Genomic DNA, 18,589 nt, shown 5'->3' on the forward strand with positions numbered 1-18,589 from the left:
GACGCTGCCTATAGTGGCCCCCAACCTGTGCCCGTCCATGAACGCCATGCCCCGCTCTCCCCTTCATATCGGCTGCGCCTCCGGCTTCTCCGGCGACCGCAGCGACGGCGCGCCCGCCGTGGTGCGCACGCTGGCCGCGCGCGGCGGCGGCACGCTGATCTTCGAGACGCTGGCCGAACGCACCTTGGCGCTGGCGCAGCTGGCGCGCAACGAGGATCCGCGCCTTGGCTACGAGCCGCTGCTGGATGATCTGGTCGGCCCCGTGCTGGGCGACTGCCAGCGCCACGGCATCGCCATCGTCAGCAATTTCGGCGCGGCCAACCCGCAGGGCGCGGCGCGGCGCATCGCGGAACTGGCCGCGCGGCAGGGCCTGGCCGCGCCGCGTATCGCGGTGGTGCACGGCGATGCGTTGGACGCGCCCGGGCAGCGCGACCTGCTGCGCCAACGGCTGGGCGGGGCGCTGGACGGCCTGGACGTGGTCAGCGCGACCGCCTACCTGGGCGCGGCCGAGATCGCCCAGGCGCTGGTCGCGGGCGCGCAGATCGTGGTCGCCGGCCGCGTGGCGGATCCTTCGCTGACGCTGGGACCGGCGCTGGCCCATTTCGGCTGGGACGCGGCCGATTGGCCCCGTCTGGGACGCGCCACCATCGCCGGCCACATGCTGGAATGCGGCCTGCAGGTCACGGGCGGCTACTTCAGCGTGCCGGGCTTGAAGGACGTGCCCGATCTGCACCAAGCCGGCTTCCCCATCGCCGAGATCCAGTCCGATGGCGAGTTCGTCATCGGCAAGGCCGACGGCACCGGCGGCATGGTCGATGCCCGCACGGCCAAGGAACAGCTGCTGTACGAAGTCCACGATCCCGCCCGCTATCTGACGCCGGACGTGACCGCCGACCTGAGCCAGGCCCGCGTGGTCGAGCTGGGCGCCGACCGCGTGGCGGTGCAAGGCGTCACCGGTCATGCCCGTCCCGATGAACTGAAGGTCAACGTCTGCTATCGCGGCGGCTGGCTGGCCGAGGCGGAGATTTCCTACGCCGGCGTGCAGGCCGAAGCGCGTGCCCGGCAGGCGGCGGACATCGTGCGCCGGCGCCTGGGCGCGGCGCTGCGACTGCGCGCCGATCTCATCGGCGTGGTCAGCGTGCTGGGCGACGACGGCGGCGACATGCTGGCCGGCTTGCCTGAAGGCCGGGCGCGCGACGTGCGCCTGCGCCTGGCCGCGACGCACGCCGAGCGCGCCCAGGCCGAACGGCTGCTGCGCGAAGTGACCGCGCTCTACACCTGCGGCCCGGCCGGCGGCGGCGGCGTGCGCACCGCCCTGCGGCCGCGCCTGAACATGATGTCCTGCACCATCCCGCGCGACGCGGTGCGCGCCGGCTGGCGCTTCCTGGAGGAGATCCCGCAATGAGCGCCGACCTCGTCAGCGTGCCCCTGTATCGCCTCGGCCATGGCCGTTCGGGCGACAAGGGCGACATCTCGAACCTGAGCCTGATCGCCTGGGACCCGGAATGCTACGCGATCCTGGCCGCCCAGGTCAGCGAAGCCCGCGTGGCGGCCTGGTTCGCCAGCCGCCATCCGCGCCGCGTGGTCCGCTACCTGCTGCCCAGCCTGCACGCGATGAACTTCGTGCTGGAAAACGCGCTGGATGGCGGCGTCAACGACGCGCTCAACCTGGACGCTCACGGCAAGAGCCTGTCCTTCCGATTGCTGGACATGACGGTGCAGGTCAGCCCCGCGCTGGCCGCCCGTCTGCCCGACATACCTGGCGACCGCCCAGCGGCCGCCTGATCCACCCTACAAGAACACACACAGGAGACACACGATGCGCACGCCCCTTCGGAACCGGCTCGCCTTGCTGCTGGCAGCCGCCCTGCCGCTGGCCGCCTCGGCCCAGTCCTTCCCCGCCAAGCCCATCACCTTCATCGTGCCCTTCGCGGCCGGCAGCGCCACCGACCAGATCGGGCGCGCCATCGGCCAGGGCGTCACGGAGCAGACCGGCCAGGCCGTGGTGATCGAGAACAAGCCCGGCGCCAGCGCCATGATCGGCGCGGCCGCCGCCGCGCGCGCCGCGCCCGACGGCTATACCGTGCTCATCACCACCAACACCACGCACGCCGCCAACCAGCATCTGTACAAGACGCTGACCTACCGGCCCGTCGAGGACTATGCGCCGCTGACGCTGCTGGGCAAGGGCGGCCAGATCATGGTGGTCAATCCGAATTCGGCGGCCAAGAGCGTCGGCGACTTTATCGCGCAGGCGCGCCAGTCGCCCGGCAAGCTCAGCTTCGGCAGCGGCAGCTCCAGCAGCCGCATCGCCGGCGAGCTGCTGCAACAGATGGCCAATGTGCAGCTGCTGCACGTACCCTACAAGAGCAATCCGCTGGCCGTCACGGATCTGCTGGGCGGCCAGATCGACATGATGATCACCGACACCGCCACCGGCCTGCCCCAGGTCAAGTCCGGCAAGCTGCGCGCCCTGGGCGTCACGGGACTAGCCCGCTCGCCGTTGGCGCCCGAGGTGCCGACCATCGCGGAAGCCGGCGTGCCGGGCTATGAAATGGGTTATTGGTTCGCGGCCTACGCGCCGGCGGGCACGCCGCCGGACGTGGCCAGGCGCCTGAACGAACTGCTGGTCAAGGCCACGCAAAGCGGGCCGGCCAAGCAGTTCTATGCGCAGACGGGCACCGACCCCGCCAGCTCCACGCCCGAAGAGCTGGCCCGCTTCCAGCAGGCGGAAGCGGCGAAATGGGGAGACATCATCAAGAAGGCGGGGATCCAGCCCGAGTGAGCACGACGCGCCGGCATGCGCGGCGCCCGGTGCTCCGCGTACCGGCCGCGCGGCGTGGGTCGGATATACGCCGCGCCCAGCAAAAAGCCCATCGCATGCGATGGGCTTTTTGTACTTCGGCGAACACGCTGTGCGGCGGGATCGGCGCGGCGCTTTATTTGTCGACGAACGCGCGTTCCACCACGTAGTCACCCGGCTGTCCCACACCCGGGGACACGGTGAAGCCGCGCGCGTCCAGCATGGCGCTGATGTCGGCCAGCATATGCGGGCTGCCGCAGATCATGGCGCGGTCGGTCTCGGGGTTGATCTGGGGAATGCCGATGTCCTGGCAGAGCTTGCCGTTTTCCAGCAGTTCGGTGATACGGCCCTGATTGCGGAAAGGCTCGCGCGTGACGGTCGGGTAATAGACCAGCTTGTCGCGCACGATCTCGCCAAAGAATTCGTTATTGGGCAGCTCGTTGCCGATGAAGTCGGCATAGGCCAGCTCGCTGACCCAGCGCACGCCGTGGACCAGGATGACCTTGTCGAAGCGTTCGTAGACGTCCGGATCCTTGATGATGCTCATGAAGGGCGCCAGGCCGGTGCCGGTGCCGAACAGGAACAGGTGCTTGCCGGGCTTGAGGTCGTCGACCACCAGCGTGCCGACGGGCTTGCGGCTGACCAGGATGGTGTCGCCTTCCTTCAGATGCTGCAGCCGCGACGTCAGCGGGCCGTTCTGCACCTTGATGCTCAGGAACTCGAGGTTTTCTTCGTAGTTCGCGCTGGCGATGCTGTAGGCCCGCAGCAGCGGCTTGCCTTCGACTTCCAGGCCGATCATGACGAAGTGGCCGTTGTGGAACCGCAAGGCCGCGTCACGCGTGGTGGTGAAGGAGAACAGGGTGTCGTTCCAGTGGTGCACGCTCAGCACGCGCTCAGTATTGAAAGCAGCCATGTCGTATCAATTATGGGCGGTTCGGCGTTGCCGGGCTTGCGGCCCGTCCGCGCTCCGCGAGGATGGTTTCCGAGCCGCACTCAAAAGCTGGCAAGAGTGAAAAGGCGGCGGTCGGCATTAGGGTTGACCCTATTCTACAGGGTCTCGATGATAATTGCTCTCATTATTCCGTAATACGCTTATGCCGTATTGATGGGGATCAAGCGCCGGTCACACCTCCTTACGCGCAGTTGAACGGTGGAAATCTTCCTGGTATCGTCGCACTTCCATTTGATAATCATTTTCGTTATGCGGCCCGGCCATGTGCTCAGGCCGCAGGCACACCTCGCAGGAAGGCAGCCCTTCCCGCGCCCTCTTGCCGGAGTTGTTTCATGTCCAAGCGTCCCCAACTGAATTCCCTGCTGCGCGTCCTGGCCCTGGCCGGCGCCGCCGCCTTCGCCGTGCAGGCCCAGGCCGCCGAGGAAGTCAGCCTCTACACCACCCGCGAGCCCAAGCTGATCCAACCGCTGCTGGACGCCTTCACCAAGGAAAGCGGCATCAAGGTCAACACCGTCTTCGTCAAGGACGGCCTGCTCGAGCGGGTCAAGGCCGAAGGCGCCAAGTCGCCGGCCGACGTGCTGATGACCGTGGACATCGGCAACCTGCTGGACCTGGTCGACGGCGGCGTGACCCAGCCGGTCAAGTCCGAAACGCTGGAATCCGTCATCCCCGCCAACCTGCGCGGCGCCGACGGCAAGTGGTACGCCCTGTCGCTGCGCGACCGCGTGCTGTACGTCGAAAAAGACCTGAAGCTGGAATCCTTCCGCTATGAAGACCTGGCCGATCCCAAGTGGAAGGGCAAGGTCTGCATCCGCTCCGGCCAGCACCCCTACAACACCGCGATGATCGCCTCCATGATCGCGCACGACGGCGCCGAAGCCACCGAGAAATGGCTGCGCGGCGTGAAGGCCAACCTGGCCCGCAAGGCCGCCGGCGGCGACCGCGACGTGGCCCGCGACATCCTGGGCGGCATCTGCGACATCGGCCTGGCCAACGCCTACTACGTGGGCCACATGAAGAACGCCGAAGCCGGCACCGACGCCCGCAAGTGGGGCGACGCCATCAAGGTGATCCGTCCGACCTTCGCCAACGCCAAGAGCGGCGGCACGCACGTCAACGTCAGCGGCGCCGCCGTGGCCGCGCATGCGCCCAACAAGGCCAACGCCATTAAACTGCTGGATTACCTGGTGTCCGAGCCCGCCCAGGCGCTGTATGCCCAGGCCAACTATGAATACCCAGTGCGCAAGGGCGTGAAGCTCGACCCCGTGATCGCCAGCTTCGGCGAGCTCAAGATCGACCCGCTGCCCCTGACCGAAATCGCCAAGCATCGCAAGCAGGCCAGCGAGCTGGTCGACAAGGTCGGCTTCGACAACTGATGCACGGTGGCCGCGCCCTCGGGCGCGGCTCCGGCGCGCGGTCCCGGCGGTCTCCAGGCCTGCCCTCGCCCGCCCCGGCTCCATGCCCGGCGGACGACGGCAGGCCTTGCCGCTCAGGAAGCCGGACGCGCCGGACGCCAGAACTTGAAGCTATCGACGTACAAGCATGCACACTGAATCCCTGTCCCGGCCGCTGCGGCTGCGCTGGACGGAACGCGGCGCCGGCTGGCTCGCCGGCGCCGCCCTGATTGCCCTGGCGGTGCTCGCGCCGCTGCTGACCCTGGGCTGGTGGGCGCTGGGCGGCGACCTGGCCCATTGGCAACACCTGGCCAGCTACGTGCTGCCCCAGGCGCTGGCCAACACCCTCATCCTGCTGGCCGGCGTGGGCGCGCTGGTGGCCCTGCTGGGCACCGGCTCGGCCTGGCTGGTGACCGCCTACGAGTTCCCCACGCGCCGCACGCTGACCTGGGCGCTGCTGCTGCCGCTGGCCGTGCCCACCTACATCATCGCCTTCGCCTACCTGGACCTGCTGCATCCCATCGGCCCCATCCAGACCGGCCTGCGCGCCATCCTGGGCTACGACAGCCCGCGCCAGTTCCGCCTGCCCGACCTGCGCTCGATCCAGGGCGCGATCTTCGTGCTGGGCTTCGTGCTGTATCCCTATGTGTACCTGAGCACGCGCGTGATGTTCATGACGCAGGCCGCCAGCCTGCTGGAAGCCGCGCGCAGCCTCGGCGCCGGCCGCGCCGGCGTGTTCTTCCGGGTGGCGCTGCCGCTGGCGCGTCCGGCCATCGTGGTCGGCATGAGCCTGGCCCTGCTGGAAACGCTGAACGATATCGGCGCCTCGGAATTCCTGGGCGTGCAGACGCTGACCGTCTCGGTCTACACCACCTGGGTCACGCGTTCCGACCTGGCCGGCGCGGCCCAGATCGCGCTGACCATGCTGGCCATCGTCGTCGGCCTGATCCTGCTGGAACGGCATGGACGCAAGCGCCAGCGCTACGCCAACACCCAGCGCATGCGCCCGATGCAGCCGCGCCGCCTGCGCGGTCCGGCGGCGCTGGTCGCCGCGGCGCTGGGCTGGATTCCCGTGCTGCTGGGCTTCGTCGCCCCTGCGCTGTACCTGGTGGTGGAAACCTACAAGCGCCTGCATCTGGTCGGCGGCGTGTCGGGCCAGCTGCTGGTCGGGCTGCGCAATACGCTGACCGTGGCCTTCTGCGCAACCGTCGTGACCCTGCTGTGCGGCCTGACCGTCGCCTGGGCCGGACGCACGCTGCGCGAAAGCGCCGCCTTCAATCCCGGACGCGCCTGCGGCCGCATCGCCAGCCTGGGCTACGCCGTGCCCGGCACGGTGCTCGCCATCGGGCTGCTCACGCCCTTCGTCTGGATCGACACCGCCGTGGGCCGCCTGTTCGGCGGCGGCGGTCTATTGCTGATGGGCTCCATGGGCGCGCTGGTGTGCGCCTATGCGATCCGCTTCCTCGCTATCTCCACCGGCGCCATCGAAGCGGGCCTGGCCCGCATTCCGCCGTCGTTGGAACAGGCGTCGCGCATGCTGGGCGAGACGTCCGCCGGCACGCTGCGCCGCGTCCACTTGCCGCTGCTGCGTCCGGCCCTGGCGGCCAGCGCGCTGCTGGTGTTCGTGGACGCCATGAAGGAACTGCCCGCCACCCTGCTGCTGCGCCCGATGAACTTCGACACGCTGGCCACCTGGCTGTACGCCGAGGCGGCCCGGGGCACCTACGAGGAAGGCGCGGTCGCCGCGCTGGCCATCGTGCTGGCGGGCCTGTTGCCCGTCATCCTGCTGGCGCGCACCAATCTGAAAATGGGACATTGAACATCTTGTCGTCCGATCTGCTCGAAATCGACCATATCTCGCTGGCCTACGACACGCCCAAGGGCGTGCGCGACGTGGTGCGGGACCTGACGCTGTCGCTGCCCGCCGGCCACATCGGCTGCCTGCTGGGCGAATCCGGCTGCGGCAAGACCACAGTGCTGCGCGCCATCGCCGGCTTCGAACCGCTGCGCGCCGGCCGCATCCTGCTGGACGGCACGGTCATCTCCACCCCGGACATGCAGGTCGCGCCCGAGTCGCGCCGGGTCGGCATGATGTTTCAGGACTACGCGCTGTTCCCGCACCTGACGGTGGCGCAGAACGTGGCTTTCGGCCTGCGCAGGCTGGACCGCGCGGCGCGCGCGCGGAGAGTCGAGGAAATGCTGGAACTGGTGGGGCTGAACCATGCCGCTGCCAGCTATCCGCACGAGATCTCCGGCGGCCAGCAGCAGCGCGTGGCGCTGGCCCGGGCGCTGGCGCCCTCGCCCGAGCTGCTGCTGCTGGACGAGCCTTTCTCCAACCTGGACGTGGACACGCGCGAGCGGCTGGCCTTCGAGGTGCGCGAGATCCTGAAGGCCACCGGCCACACCGCCATCCTGGTCACGCACAATCAGGCCGAGGCCTTCGCCATCGCCGACCGCATCGGCGTGATGAGCAAGGGCCGCATCGCGCAGTGGGACACGCCATACAACCTGCATCATCACCCGGCCGACGCCTTCGTGCGCGACTTCATCCGCAGCGAGGCGCTGGAAGAGCAGCGCGAGCAGGTCTTCGCGCGCGGCCGCTGAACGCAACGCGGGCGGCCAGGACCAGGGTCCGGGCCGCCCGCGAGAACGGCGCGCCCATCCAGGCCGCCGTCACTTCCGTCCCGGCGTCAATCCGCCGACAGCTTCACCTTCTGCGACAAGGCCTTGAAGGCCTCGTGCTGGTTGCGTGTCAGCTTTTCCACCTCTTCCGGCGTCGAGCCATACGGCATGAAGCCCGCCTGCTCCAGCTTGGTCTTGACCTCGGGCATGGCCAGCGCGGCCTGGAAGGCCTCGCTCAGGGTCTTGGTGATCTCCGGCGGCATCTTGGCGGGACCATAGACCGCGAACCACGGATCGACCACGGCCGCGCCATAGCCCAGCTCGGCCAGCGTCGGCACGTCCGGTAGAGCCGGCGCGCGCTTGCTGCCGGTCACGGCCAGCGCGCGGACCTTGCCCGACTTGATATGCGGCAACGAGGCCGGCAGGTTGTCGAACATGATGGGCAGATGGCCGCCCAGCAGATCGTTGATGCCTTGCGCGCTGCCCTTGTAGGGAATGTGCTGCATGCCGGCGCCGGTCAGCTGATCGAACATCACGCCCGCCAGATGCATCGACGTGCCCGTTCCCGGCGTGCCGAACGCGGTGCCCGGATGCTGCTTGGCATAGGCGACCAGATCCTTGACGCTGTCGACCTTGATCGAGGGGCCGGTCTCCAGCACCACCGAGGACGCGCCCAGCATGCTGATGCCGGTGAAGTCCTTGGTCGGATCGAACGGCATCGACGGATAGACGAAGGGATTGAGCGCATTGGTGGAAATGGCGCCGAAGCCGATGGTGTAGCCGTCCGGCGCGGCCTTGGCCACGGCGTCCATGCCGATGTTGCCGCCCGCGCCCGGACGGTTCTCGACGATGACGGGCTGGCCCAGTTTCTCCGCGACCTTCTGGCCCGCGGTGCGCGCCACCAGATCGGTGGTGCCGCCCGCGGTGTAGGGCACGATGAATACGATGGGCTTGGCCGGATAGCCGGCGGCCTGCGCGGCGGCCGCGCCGTGGACCAGCGCCAGCGCGGCCAGGCCGCGCAGCGCGCTCAAGGTAAAGCGTTGCATGATGTCTCCATCCCGTTGTTGTCTCGCGGCGATCGCGTTGTGCTCGATGCCGGAGGCGCATCATACTGCGCGGCGCCAGCCCTGGCCGCGCCGCGCGCACGCGCGCACTGTGGCGCAATTCATACGTATTGACGCGCATGAGGCCCTGGCTTGCCGCAACCGCGAGACAGGCCGCGAAGTTCAATGATAGAGTTGCGCTCTTTCCGGCCTGACGCCCGCGCAACGCCCCTTATCGGCGCCAACGAACGTCCGCCGAGGAAGCCGCGCCGCGCACGCCACCCACGCCACGTATGGCCATCCGCGCGACGTCCTCACCCCCATCAACCGAACTGCACAGGAGGAATCATCATGCAACAACAACAGACTTCCCGCCTTGCAGGCCGCGTCCAGCCCGACTGAATTCTTCTTGCCGCAGACTAGCCGGCAAGACATTCGCACTGCCCTGGTCCGGTCCTGCCATACAGGGTCTTTCATACGCATCACGCCCGCACGGCCACTGCCTGGCAGTGCGCCGCGATCGCCGCGTCCGCGCCATACGCCGCGCCGGTGAGCCGTGGCCGCGCCTTGCGGCACCGATGCCGATGGAAGCAAGCCCTTTCCAAGACCTGATTATGGAAATTCCATGGGCAATTGCATTCAAGCACTGTCCGAGCGCGTCACGCTGATCGCCTCGGACGACACCTGGATCGAAGGCAACGCGATCCAGCAACTACACACGACCGCCAGGCTCGCCGGCATGCGCCGCGTCGCCGGCATGCCCGACCTGCATCCGGGTCGCGGCTATCCGGTGGGCGCCGCCTTCTTCTCCACCGGACGCCTGTACCCTGCCCTGATCGGCGGCGATATCGGCTGCGGCATGTCGCTATGGAGCACCGGCATCGACGCCCGCAAGGCCGCGACGGCCAAGCTGGAAAAGCGGCTCGGCGATATCGACGGACCGCTGAATGACTGCTGGCAGCCGCTGGTGGACGAGCTGGCGCCCGCCGATGTCGGCCATCGGCAGGCGCTGGGCACCATAGGCGGCGGCAACCACTTCGCCGAATTGCAGCGCATCGACACCGTCTGCGACCCGCAGGCGGTCGACGCGCTGGGGCTGGATCTGGACCGACTCGTCCTGCTGGTCCACAGCGGGTCGCGTGGCCTGGGCCGCGCCATCCTGGAAGAGCATGTCCAGCGGCACGGCCACGACGGCCTTGCCGAAGACAGCGCTGATTGCCAGGCCTACCTGGCCCGGCACGACGCCGCCCTGCGCTACGCCCAGGCCAACCGGCAGTTGGTCGCTCGCCGCATGCTGGACCGGCTCGGCACGGAAGGCGAACAGGTGCTGGACGTGCACCACAACCTGGTCACGCGCGCCGAGGTCCAGGGCGAACAGGGCTGGCTGCACCGCAAGGGCGCCACGCCGTCCGATGGCGGGCTGGTCGTGATCCCGGGCTCGCGCGGCGACTTCAGCTATCTGGTGGCGCCGGTTCCCAGCGCGGCCAGCCTGTACTCGCTGGCGCATGGCGCGGGCCGCAAGTGGATGCGCAGCGAGTGCAAGGACCGGCTGTTCAAGCGCTACAGCCCCGCGCAACTCGCCAAGACCCGGCTGGGCAGCCACGTCATCTGCGAGGACAAGCAGCTGATCTACGAAGAAGCGCCCGAAGCCTACAAGCCGGTGGACAGCATCATCGCCAGCCTGGAACAGGCCGGCCTGCTGACGGTGCTGGCCAAACTGCGCCCGGTGCTGACCTACAAGACCCGGGGAGGATGCTGCTGATGATCCTGCTGCAACTATCCTCGGCCCAGGGGCCGGACGAGTGCTGCCTGGCAGTGGCCAAGGCGCTGGCGCGACTGTCGCGCGAAGCGCAGGCACGCTCGGTCGATGTGGACATAGTCGAAAGCGAAAGCGGCGGCAAGGCCGGCACTTACCGCTCCGTGCTGCTGAGCCTGGACGGCGACGGCGCGGCGTCGCTGGCGGCGAACTGGGAGGGCTCGATCCAATGGACCTGCCCCAGCCCTTACCGTCCGTCCCATCCGCGCAAGAACTGGTTCATCGGCGTCTTGCGCTGCGAAGCGCCCGCGCCCAGCCTGGCCGCCGACATACGCTTTGAAACGACACGCTCGTCCGGACCTGGCGGCCAGCACGTCAACAAGACGGAATCCGCCGTGCGCGCCACGCACGTCGCCACCGGCATCAGCGTGAAGGTACAGACCGAGCGCAGCCAGCATGCCAACAAGCGCCTCGCCGTGCTGTTGATCGCGCATCGGCTGGCCAGCCACGAGCAGGCGCGGGACGCGGCGCAACGCGCCCGCCGCCGCCAATTCCATCATGAGGTGGAGCGCGGCAGTCCAAAGCGGGTGTTCAAGGGCGCCGCCTTCGAGCCGGCCGACGGCGCGTAGTCCGCGCCCAGGCGTCTTGCACAGGCGTGAAACGGCCGGGACGCGAGTCACCGGCCGTTTTTTCAAAACCGTCAGCCCCTCTGCGGCAGGCGCACGCTGTACAGGGAAGCATCTCTCATGCCCGTCAGGCCTTGGGCGGCGGCAAGGGAATGAACTCCGTCTCATCGCCCGGCACCGTCTGGCCGAAACGATCGCGCTGCCAGTCCTCTTTGGCCTGCTCGATGCGATCCTTGCTGCTGGACACGAAGTTCCACCAGAGGAAGCGGGGACCGTCCAGCGGTTCGCCGCCCAGCACCGCGTAGCGCGCATCGCTCACCGCGCGGATCTGCACCGGCCTGCCCGGCGCGAACACGACTAGGCGGCCGCTTTCGAACACCTGCCCCTCGACCTCGATCGAACCCGTGGCCAGATAGGCCGCACGCTCTTCATGCTCGGCCGGCAGCACCAGGGTCGAGCCCGCGCGCATCTGGATATCCCCGTAGAACAGCGGCGACAGCGTCTTGACGCTGGAAGTCTTGCCGAACAGCTCGCCGGCCACCACCTGGGCGCGCACGCCCTCGCCTTCCACCACCGGCTGCGCGTCCAGCCCGTAATGGACGAAACCGGGATCGGTCTCCTCGTGCTGCTTGGGCAGCCCCACCCAGATCTGCAGGCCACAGAGCCGCTGATCAGCCTGCCGGCTTTCGGGCGACGAGCGCTCCGAGTGCACGATGCCCCGGCCCGCCGTCATCCAGTTCACCTCGCCCGGCAGGATGGTCTGCGTATGCCCCGCGCCATCGCGATGCACCATCGACCCTTCGTACAGATACGTGACCGTGGACAGCCCGATATGCGGATGCGGCCGCACATCGATGCCGCTGCCGGCCCTGAACTCGACCGGCCCCATATGGTCCATGAACACGAAAGGCCCGACGGTGCGCTTCTGCGCCGAAGGCAGCGCCCGCCGAACCTCGAATCCGCCCAGATCGCTGCTGCGCGGCACCACCACCGTTTCAATCTGGCTCGCGCCGTCATCAGACAAGGTCGTCATGGTCATTTCTCCCAATTGAATCCTGCAACTGCATTCCATCTTAGTAACACACGCCACCCATCAATAGTGGCACGCCCTCCCCCCACCGGGGCCGCACGGATCCGGCTCCGCCGGTCCGTAGCGGCGCCCCTGGGGGAGCGCGCAAGCGCTCGGGGGGGTCTTCTACTTCAAGTCAAACACCAGCACTTCGGCGTCCTTGCCGTTCGACAGCTTCACGGCGACCTCATCGCTGAGCGCCAGCGCATCGCCGGCCTTCAGCGTCTGGCCATTGGCGACGATCTCGCCCCGGGCCACGTGCACCCAGGCACGACGCCCCGCCGCCAGCGGCAGCTCGGCGCTTTCATCGCCCTCGAACAGGCCCGCGTACAGCCGCGCGTCCTGATGGATCTTCATCGAGCCCTCGGCGCCATCCGGCGACACCAGCGCCTGCAGGCGGCCGCGCTTCTGCGCATCGCTGAATTCACGCTCCTCGTACTCCGGCGCGATGCCGGCCACGTCAGGCTCGATCCAGATCTGCAGCAGATGCGTTTCGGCATCCGGCAGCGGGTTGAACTCCGAATGCAGCACACCCCGGCCCGCGCTCATGCGCTGCACGTTGCCCGGCCGGATGGTCGAGCCGCTGCCCATGCTGTCCTTGTGGGCGACGGCGCCGTCGAGCACATAGGTGATGATCTCCATGTCGCGGTGCCCATGGGTGCCGAAACCGCGACCCGCGGCGATGCGGTCATCGTTGATCACGCGCAGCGCGCCAAAGCCCATGTGCGCCGGGTCGTAGTAGTTGGCAAAAGAAAAGGTGTGGAACGAGTCGAGCCAACCGTGGTTGGCATGGCCCCGTTCGGCGCTGCGGCGGATGGTAAGCATGGCTGACTCCTATTTCAATAAAATGAATGGTTGTGCCGTACCTGCTGGCGGGAATCGCCGTTCGGTTTCTGGCTGCACAACCGGCATGAGTGATATTCTGCGCCTGACGGCAGCCTGCTTTGTCGCCCGTTTTTGAAGACAACGTTCATAATTTTTGAATGCATGACCACGACCCCGCTCTCCCAGCCCATCACCCCCGAGCTGCTGACCCTGGTGGACGCCATCGCGCGCCACGGCAGCTTCGCCAAGGCCGCCCGCGAACAGGGCAAGGTGCCCTCGGCGGTGACCTACGCCATCCGCAAGCTGGAGGACGGACTGGACGTGCTGCTGTTCGACCGCAGCGGGCAGCGCGCGCGGCTCACCCCAGCCGGCGAGGCGCTGCTGCGCGAAGGCCGCCACGTCCTGCAATCGCTCGACGACCTGGCCTGCCGCGTCAAACGCATCGCCACGGGCTGGGAGGTGGAGCTGCGCATCGCGGTCAGCGCCGTGCTGCCATGGCGCCCGCTGTATGACCTGATCGAGGAATTCCAGGCGCTGCGCAGCGCCACCGCGCTGCGTTTTTCCACCGAGGTGCTGAGCGGCAACTGGGACGCGCTGACCTCCGGCCGCGCCGATCTGGTCGTCGGCGCCGGCGCGGCCGGCGAGCCGACCGGCCCGTATCGCTCGCAGGCCATGGGCCAGGTGCAGTTCGCGTTCTGCGTGGCGGCCAGCCATCCGCTGGCGGCGCTGGACCGCCCGCTGGGCCCGGCCGATCTCAACCGCTATAGCGCGGTGGTGGTGGCCGATACCAGCCGCGGCCTGCCGCCGCAGACGCGCGGGATCCTGTCGGAGCAGCCCGTGCTGGTCATGCCCACGATGCAGGCCAAGATCGACGCGCAGGTGCGCGGCCTGGGCTGCGGCTATCTGCCGGTGACGCTGGCCGCGCCGTATCTGGCGCAAGGCCTCCTGACGATCTGCGAGACGGAGGAAGGCATGCCCCTGACGGAGCATGTGGCCTATGCGTGGCGGGCGGAGCCGCCGGGCGAGGCATTGAAGTGGTGGCTGGAAAAGCTCAAGTCGCCCCGGCTGTGCGAAAGCCTGCTCGGGCTGGGTTGAAGGCGGGCGCGATGCCGCGCCCGTGCCTCAGTCGTCCTCGATGCCCAGCTCGCGCAGCTTGCGCGTGATGGTGTTGCGGCCAATGCCCAGCCGCGTCGCGGCCTCGACCCGTCGGCCACGGCTGGCATCCAGCGCGCTTTGCAGCAGGATCTTTTCGAACTGGCGCGTCAGCGTGGCCATGACGGCAGGCTCGCCGCGCTCCAGCCGATGCTGCGCGTCGCGCAACAAGGGATCCTGCCAGTTGCGCGGCGTCGCCGCATCCGGCTCGGCCTGCGCCGGCATCGCGGTCGGCAACACCGTGCCGATGGCGGCCACGGGAGGGCGCTGCGTCGCCGGCGCGCCGGATGCCTGCTGCGAATCCACCGCCCGGATTTCGGGCGGCAGATCGGCGGGTTCCACCGTCTGCCCCGGCGCCATCACGGTCAGCCAGTGACAGAAATTCTCCAGCTGACGCACGTTGCCGGGGAAGTCGAACCGGGTCAGCACCGCCAGCGCCTCGGGCGTCAGGCGCTTGACCGGCACGCCCAGCGCGCGGGCGCTGGCCGTCAGGAAGTGATTGGCCAGCGCCGGAATGTCCTCGGTGCGCTCACGCAAGGGCGGCAGGCGCAGCCGGATCACATTCAGGCGGTGGAACAGATCCTCGCGGAACAGGCCCTGCTCCACCCGCTGCTCCAGCGGCTGGTGGGTGGCCGCGACGATGCGCACGTCCACGCGCACCGGCTGGGCGCCGCCCACGCGGTAGAAGCTGCCTTCGGCCAGCACGCGCAACAGGCGGGTCTGCAGCTCGATCGGCATGTCGCCGATCTCGTCCAGGAACAGCGTGCCGCCGTGCGCTTCCTCGAAGCGACCGCGGCGCAGCGTGTTGGCGCCGGTGAAGGCGCCGCGTTCGTGGCCGAACAGCTCGGCCTCCAGCAGGTCGCGCGGAATCGCCGCGGCGTTCAGCGCGACGAAGGGGCCGCCGGCGCGCACGCCATGGCCGTGCAGCGCCCGCGCCACCAGCTCCTTGCCGGTGCCGGACTCGCCCGTGATCAGCACCGTGACCTTGGACTGGGCCAGCCGGCCGATGGCGCGAAAGACTTCCTGCATGGCGGTGGACGAGGACTGCGTCATCATCCAGCGCTCGTTGTTCTGCGTCTCGTCCTGCCCGGGCGCGGCCTCATCCTGCTGCGAGGACTCCTGCATCGCGCGCTGGATCAGCGCCACCGCCTCGTTCACATCGAAGGGCTTGGCCAGGTAGTCGAACGCGCCGCCCTGGAAGGCGGATACCGTGCTGTCCAGGTCGGCAAAGGCCGTCATCACGATCACGGGCAGGCCGGCGTGGCGTTCCTTCAGCTGGCGCAACAGCTCCAGCCCATTGCCGCCCGGCATGCGTATGTCCGACACGAGCGCCGACGGGACGTCGCGCGCCAAGGCATCCAGCACGTCGGCCGATTGGGAAAAACTGCGGGTGGGGATGCCAGCGCGCGCCAGGGCCTTTTCAAGAACCCAGCGGATGGCCTGGTCATCGTCGACGATCCATACGGGTTTCATCAGTGTGCGGGCTCCATCGGAAGGACCAGGCGGAACTCGGTGCGCCCGGGCCGGGATTCGAATTCGATGATGCCGCCGTGCTGCTGCACGAAGTCCTGAGCCAGGCTCAGGCCCAGTCCCGTGCCGCCGGCACGGGCTGTCACCAGCGGATGGAAAATGCGGTCGCGGATGTGCTCGGGCACGCCCGGACCGTTGTCAATGATCGAGAGCACCAGCGCCAGCCGGTGCTGCCGGTGCGCCAGCATGACCTGCCTCGCCACCCGCGTGCGCAGCGTCACCAGGCCATGCTCCACGCCGGCGTCCCTGGGACGCGCCACCAGTTCCTGCGCGGCGTTGCGGGCCACGTTCAGCACCGCCTGCATCAGCCGGGCCGCATCGCCCTTCAGGTCGGGCACGGAAGCGTCGTAGTCGCGCAGCAGCGTGATCTCGTCGCGAAACTCGGCCTGTATCAGCGCGCAGACGCGCTCGCAGATCTCGTGGATGTTCACCGGCCGCGCGTTCAGCGGCACGCGCTGCGGTCCGCTCAGGCGGTCCACCAGCGCCTGCAGGCGGTCGGCTTCGGAAATGATGACCTGGGTGTACTCGGCCAGCGCCGCGTTGGGCAGCTCGGCCTCCAGCAACTGGGCGGCGCCGCGCAGGCCGCCCAGCGGATTCTTCACTTCATGCGCGAGATTGCGCAGCAATTCGCGGTGCGCCTCGATCTCCTCGACCAGGCGATGACTGCGATCGGCCAGCACGCGCTGCTCGATCTCGCGCGCCTCGATCAGCACGGGCCAGCGCTGGCCCGTCAGCCCGACGGTCGTGACCGACACTTCCACCGATTCCATGGCGCGGCGCAGGAACGCCAGCTGCCTGACGTCGGCATAGCGGCCGCCGGCGGCGCGATCGATGGAGGACTGTATGTGCTCGGGGCTGTCGAACAGCGTGGCGGCCGACTGCCCGCACAGCTGCTTGCGCGACCGCCCGAACAGATCCTCGGCGGCGGCATTGGCGTATTCGATGTGGCCGCGCCCGTTCACCAGGAAAACGGACGTGGCGAGCAGGTCTAGAGCTTCTACATTCATCTCAGTTACCCATCGCGCTACGCGCCACCCGCAACGCAAGAAATCAACACAACTCCATCCGGAGCGCGGCAAAGCCGGCCAGGCCGGCCCGCCGCAAACCCGATGGAGACAAACGACTCAAGGGAGGAGACAACGCCACGACTCGGCAGAGCCCTCCCCACCCCAGGCAGCGCGGAGCCGGCTTTGCCGGTCCGCTGGCTGCGCCCCCTTGAGGGGGAAGCGCCGAAGGCGCTTCGGGGGTGGGCGTCACCTCATAGGCTGTAGTACATGTCGAACTCGATCGGGTGCGTCGTCATGCGCAGACGGTTCACATCGCCCATCTTCAGGTCGATGTAGGCGTTGAGCATGTCGTTGCTGAACACGCCGCCACGGGTCAGGAACTCGCGGTCCTTGTCCAGGGCTTCCAGCGCTTCTTCCAGCGAGGCGCACACGGTCGGGATCTTGGCGTCTTCTTCCGGCGGCAGGTCGTACAGGTTCTTGTCGGCCGGATCGCCCGGGTGGATCTTGTTCTGCACGCCGTCCAGGCCGGCCATCATCAGGGCCGAGAAGGCCAGGTACGGGTTGGCCAGGGGGTCCGGGAAGCGCGCCTCGACGCGGCGGCCCTTCGGGTTGCCGACGTAGGGGATGCGGATCGAGGCCGAGCGGTTGCGGGCCGAGTAGGCCAGCTTGACCGGGGCTTCGTAGTGCGGAACCAGGCGCTTGTACGAGTTGGTGCCCGGGTTGGTGATGGCGTTCAGCGCGCGGGCGTGCTTGATGATGCCGCCGATGTAGTACAGCGCGAAGTCCGACAGGCCGGCGTAGCCGTTGCCCGCGAACAGGTTCTGGCCGTCCTTCCAGATGGACTGGTGCACGTGCATGCCCGAACCGTTGTCGCCGACGATGGGCTTGGGCATGAAGGTGGCGGTCTTGCCGTAGGCGTGAGCCACGTTATGAATGATGTACTTGGTGATCTGCGTCCAGTCGGCGCGCTGCACCAGCGTGCTGAACTTGGTGCCGATTTCCAGCTGGCCGGCGCCCGCCACTTCGTGGTGGTGCACTTCGACCGGCACGCCCATCTGTTCCATCAGCAGGCACATTTCCGAACGCATGTCCTGGAACGAATCGACCGGGGGCACGGGGAAGTAGCCGCCCTTGACCGAGGGACGATGGCCGGTGTTGCCGCCTTCGAAGTCCAGGCCGGTGGACCAGGAGGCCTCTTCCGACTTGATCTTGACGAAGGTGCCCGACATGTCGGTGTTCCAGGTCACGCCGTCGAACACGAAGAATTCGGGTTCCGGACCGAAGTAGGCGGTATCGCCCAGGCCCGAGGACTTCAGGTAGGCTTCGGCGCGCTTGGCCAGCGAGCGCGGATCGCGGTCATAGCCCTTCAGGTCCGAAGGTTCGACCACGTCGCAGGACAGGATCAGCGTCGGCTCTTCGCGGAACGGATCCATGTTGGCGGTGGACAGGTCGGGGATAAGCAGCATGTCCGAGGCTTCGATGCCCTTCCAGCCGGCGATCGACGAACCGTCGAAGGCTTGCCCGCTTTCCAGCTTGTCTTCATCGATCGCGCTCGTGGGCACGGACACGTGGTGCTCGCGGCCCACGGTGTCGGTAAAGCGGAAGTCGACGAATTTGACTTCGTTGTCGGCGATCTGTTTCAGGACGTCTTTCGGGCTTGCCATGTCATCTCCATTAGATAAAAGGGTCGAGGGCGCTGCCGCTCGACTGGCATGAAAGAGGGAAGCAATAAGCGTGCCAGGTTTGGCCTCAGGGAATCCCCGGGGACAACGGCGAGTAAGAAGGAAAATGTAGCACCAATATGGTGCAA

General features: G+C 68.0%; 17 protein-coding genes. 10 read left to right on the forward strand and 7 right to left on the reverse strand.

What is annotated here, in order from left to right:
- Positions 1 to 46 precede the first annotated feature (46 nt).
- Genes ACEU5R_RS17925 through ACEU5R_RS17935 form a run of 3 tightly spaced genes read left to right on the forward strand, consistent with a single transcriptional unit; the run spans position 47 to position 2,785 of the window.
- The gene (locus ACEU5R_RS17925; RefSeq protein ID WP_103274505.1) at positions 47 to 1,405 is read left to right on the forward strand and encodes an acyclic terpene utilization AtuA family protein; all 1,359 of its coding nucleotides are present in this window, start codon (positions 47 to 49) and stop codon (positions 1,403 to 1,405) included.
- Positions 1,402 to 1,785: a hypothetical protein gene (locus tag ACEU5R_RS17930; protein WP_103274506.1), complete on the forward strand. Its 384-nt coding sequence runs from the start codon at positions 1,402 to 1,404 to the stop codon at positions 1,783 to 1,785. The genes ACEU5R_RS17925 and ACEU5R_RS17930 overlap by 4 nt, the downstream gene beginning before the upstream one ends.
- A gap of 34 nt (positions 1,786 to 1,819) precedes the next feature.
- Positions 1,820 to 2,785: a Bug family tripartite tricarboxylate transporter substrate binding protein gene (locus tag ACEU5R_RS17935; RefSeq protein ID WP_392411086.1), complete on the forward strand. Its 966-nt coding sequence runs from the start codon at positions 1,820 to 1,822 to the stop codon at positions 2,783 to 2,785.
- 154 nt (positions 2,786 to 2,939) lie between these two features.
- On the opposite strand, the gene ACEU5R_RS17940 is transcribed toward ACEU5R_RS17935, so the two are convergent.
- On the reverse strand, positions 2,940 to 3,716 hold the full coding sequence (locus tag ACEU5R_RS17940) for a ferredoxin--NADP reductase (RefSeq protein ID WP_103274508.1): 777 nt from the start codon (positions 3,714 to 3,716) through the stop codon (positions 2,940 to 2,942).
- Between the two features lie 371 nt (positions 3,717 to 4,087).
- Here ACEU5R_RS17940 and ACEU5R_RS17945 point away from each other — a divergent pair, with 371 nt between their 5' ends.
- From ACEU5R_RS17945 to ACEU5R_RS17955, 3 genes are all read left to right on the forward strand, one after another.
- The gene (locus ACEU5R_RS17945; RefSeq protein WP_103274509.1) at positions 4,088 to 5,131 is read left to right on the forward strand and encodes a Fe(3+) ABC transporter substrate-binding protein; all 1,044 of its coding nucleotides are present in this window, start codon (positions 4,088 to 4,090) and stop codon (positions 5,129 to 5,131) included.
- A gap of 166 nt (positions 5,132 to 5,297) precedes the next feature.
- Positions 5,298 to 6,968, forward strand: a complete 1,671-nt coding sequence (locus ACEU5R_RS17950; protein ID WP_392411087.1) for an ABC transporter permease — start codon at positions 5,298 to 5,300, stop codon at positions 6,966 to 6,968.
- A gap of 2 nt (positions 6,969 to 6,970) precedes the next feature.
- Positions 6,971 to 7,753, forward strand: a complete 783-nt coding sequence (locus tag ACEU5R_RS17955) for an ABC transporter ATP-binding protein (RefSeq protein WP_369869793.1) — start codon at positions 6,971 to 6,973, stop codon at positions 7,751 to 7,753.
- Between the two features lie 86 nt (positions 7,754 to 7,839).
- On the opposite strand, the gene ACEU5R_RS17960 is transcribed toward ACEU5R_RS17955, so the two are convergent.
- On the reverse strand, positions 7,840 to 8,817 hold the full coding sequence (locus ACEU5R_RS17960) for a Bug family tripartite tricarboxylate transporter substrate binding protein (RefSeq protein WP_392411088.1): 978 nt from the start codon (positions 8,815 to 8,817) through the stop codon (positions 7,840 to 7,842).
- A 622-nt stretch (positions 8,818 to 9,439) separates the two neighbouring features.
- Here ACEU5R_RS17960 and ACEU5R_RS17965 point away from each other — a divergent pair.
- Positions 9,440 to 10,576: an RNA ligase RtcB family protein gene (locus tag ACEU5R_RS17965; protein ID WP_392411089.1), complete on the forward strand. Its 1,137-nt coding sequence runs from the start codon at positions 9,440 to 9,442 to the stop codon at positions 10,574 to 10,576.
- Positions 10,576 to 11,199 (forward strand): peptide chain release factor H, encoded by a 624-nt coding sequence (gene prfH / locus ACEU5R_RS17970; RefSeq protein ID WP_103276488.1) that lies wholly within the window; start codon positions 10,576 to 10,578, stop codon positions 11,197 to 11,199. The genes ACEU5R_RS17965 and prfH overlap by 1 nt, the downstream gene beginning before the upstream one ends.
- A 124-nt stretch (positions 11,200 to 11,323) precedes the next feature.
- Here prfH and ACEU5R_RS17975 read toward each other — a convergent pair whose 3' ends face one another.
- Positions 11,324 to 12,229 (reverse strand): pirin family protein, encoded by a 906-nt coding sequence (locus ACEU5R_RS17975; RefSeq protein WP_392411090.1) that lies wholly within the window; start codon positions 12,227 to 12,229, stop codon positions 11,324 to 11,326.
- Between the two features lie 162 nt (positions 12,230 to 12,391).
- Entirely contained in the window at positions 12,392 to 13,090 is a 699-nt protein-coding gene (locus ACEU5R_RS17980; RefSeq protein ID WP_392411092.1) for a pirin family protein, read from the reverse strand.
- On the opposite strand from ACEU5R_RS17980, the gene ACEU5R_RS17985 reads away from it, so the two are divergent.
- Together ACEU5R_RS17985 and ACEU5R_RS17990 are read left to right on the forward strand one after the other, a co-directional pair.
- On the forward strand, positions 13,089 to 13,226 hold the full coding sequence (locus ACEU5R_RS17985; protein WP_392411093.1) for a hypothetical protein: 138 nt from the start codon (positions 13,089 to 13,091) through the stop codon (positions 13,224 to 13,226). The genes ACEU5R_RS17980 and ACEU5R_RS17985 overlap by 2 nt on opposite strands.
- 26 nt (positions 13,227 to 13,252) lie before the next feature.
- Positions 13,253 to 14,185 (forward strand): LysR family transcriptional regulator, encoded by a 933-nt coding sequence (locus tag ACEU5R_RS17990; RefSeq protein WP_392411096.1) that lies wholly within the window; start codon positions 13,253 to 13,255, stop codon positions 14,183 to 14,185.
- 27 nt (positions 14,186 to 14,212) lie between these two features.
- Here ACEU5R_RS17990 and ntrC read toward each other — a convergent pair whose 3' ends face one another.
- From ntrC to glnA, 3 genes are all read right to left on the reverse strand, one after another.
- Positions 14,213 to 15,715: a nitrogen regulation protein NR(I) gene (gene ntrC, locus ACEU5R_RS17995; RefSeq protein WP_103274516.1), complete on the reverse strand. Its 1,503-nt coding sequence runs from the start codon at positions 15,713 to 15,715 to the stop codon at positions 14,213 to 14,215.
- Positions 15,715 to 16,779, reverse strand: a complete 1,065-nt coding sequence (glnL, locus tag ACEU5R_RS18000) for a nitrogen regulation protein NR(II) (protein WP_103274517.1) — start codon at positions 16,777 to 16,779, stop codon at positions 15,715 to 15,717. The genes ntrC and glnL overlap by 1 nt, the downstream gene beginning before the upstream one ends.
- Before the next feature lie 251 nt (positions 16,780 to 17,030).
- Positions 17,031 to 18,443, reverse strand: coding sequence for a type I glutamate--ammonia ligase (gene glnA, locus ACEU5R_RS18005; RefSeq protein WP_103274519.1), 1,413 nt, complete (start codon positions 18,441 to 18,443; stop codon positions 17,031 to 17,033).
- Positions 18,444 to 18,589 lie beyond the last annotated feature (146 nt).

It is taken from the genome of Achromobacter sp. 413638 (genome assembly GCF_043119405.1).
Lineage (GTDB): Bacteria > Pseudomonadota > Gammaproteobacteria > Burkholderiales > Burkholderiaceae_B > Achromobacter.

Coding starts and splice junctions, on each gene's coding strand:
- ACEU5R_RS17925 (WP_103274505.1), top strand. CDS start 47: ATGCCCCGCTCTCCCCTTCATATCGGCTGCGCCTCCGGCTTCTCCGGC.
- ACEU5R_RS17930 (WP_103274506.1), top strand. CDS start 1,402: ATGAGCGCCGACCTCGTCAGCGTGCCCCTGTATCGCCTCGGCCATGGC.
- ACEU5R_RS17935 (WP_392411086.1), top strand. CDS start 1,820: ATGCGCACGCCCCTTCGGAACCGGCTCGCCTTGCTGCTGGCAGCCGCC.
- ACEU5R_RS17940 (WP_103274508.1), bottom strand. CDS start 3,716: ATGGCTGCTTTCAATACTGAGCGCGTGCTGAGCGTGCACCACTGGAAC.
- ACEU5R_RS17945 (WP_103274509.1), top strand. CDS start 4,088: ATGTCCAAGCGTCCCCAACTGAATTCCCTGCTGCGCGTCCTGGCCCTG.
- ACEU5R_RS17950 (WP_392411087.1), top strand. CDS start 5,298: ATGCACACTGAATCCCTGTCCCGGCCGCTGCGGCTGCGCTGGACGGAA.
- ACEU5R_RS17960 (WP_392411088.1), bottom strand. CDS start 8,817: ATGCAACGCTTTACCTTGAGCGCGCTGCGCGGCCTGGCCGCGCTGGCG.
- ACEU5R_RS17965 (WP_392411089.1), top strand. CDS start 9,440: ATGGGCAATTGCATTCAAGCACTGTCCGAGCGCGTCACGCTGATCGCC.
- prfH (WP_103276488.1), top strand. CDS start 10,576: ATGATCCTGCTGCAACTATCCTCGGCCCAGGGGCCGGACGAGTGCTGC.
- ACEU5R_RS17975 (WP_392411090.1), bottom strand. CDS start 12,229: ATGACGACCTTGTCTGATGACGGCGCGAGCCAGATTGAAACGGTGGTG.
- ACEU5R_RS17985 (WP_392411093.1), top strand. CDS start 13,089: ATGGCTGACTCCTATTTCAATAAAATGAATGGTTGTGCCGTACCTGCT.
- ACEU5R_RS17980 (WP_392411092.1), bottom strand. CDS start 13,090: ATGCTTACCATCCGCCGCAGCGCCGAACGGGGCCATGCCAACCACGGT.
- ACEU5R_RS17990 (WP_392411096.1), top strand. CDS start 13,253: ATGACCACGACCCCGCTCTCCCAGCCCATCACCCCCGAGCTGCTGACC.
- ntrC (WP_103274516.1), bottom strand. CDS start 15,715: ATGAAACCCGTATGGATCGTCGACGATGACCAGGCCATCCGCTGGGTT.
- glnL (WP_103274517.1), bottom strand. CDS start 16,779: ATGAATGTAGAAGCTCTAGACCTGCTCGCCACGTCCGTTTTCCTGGTG.
- glnA (WP_103274519.1), bottom strand. CDS start 18,443: ATGGCAAGCCCGAAAGACGTCCTGAAACAGATCGCCGACAACGAAGTC.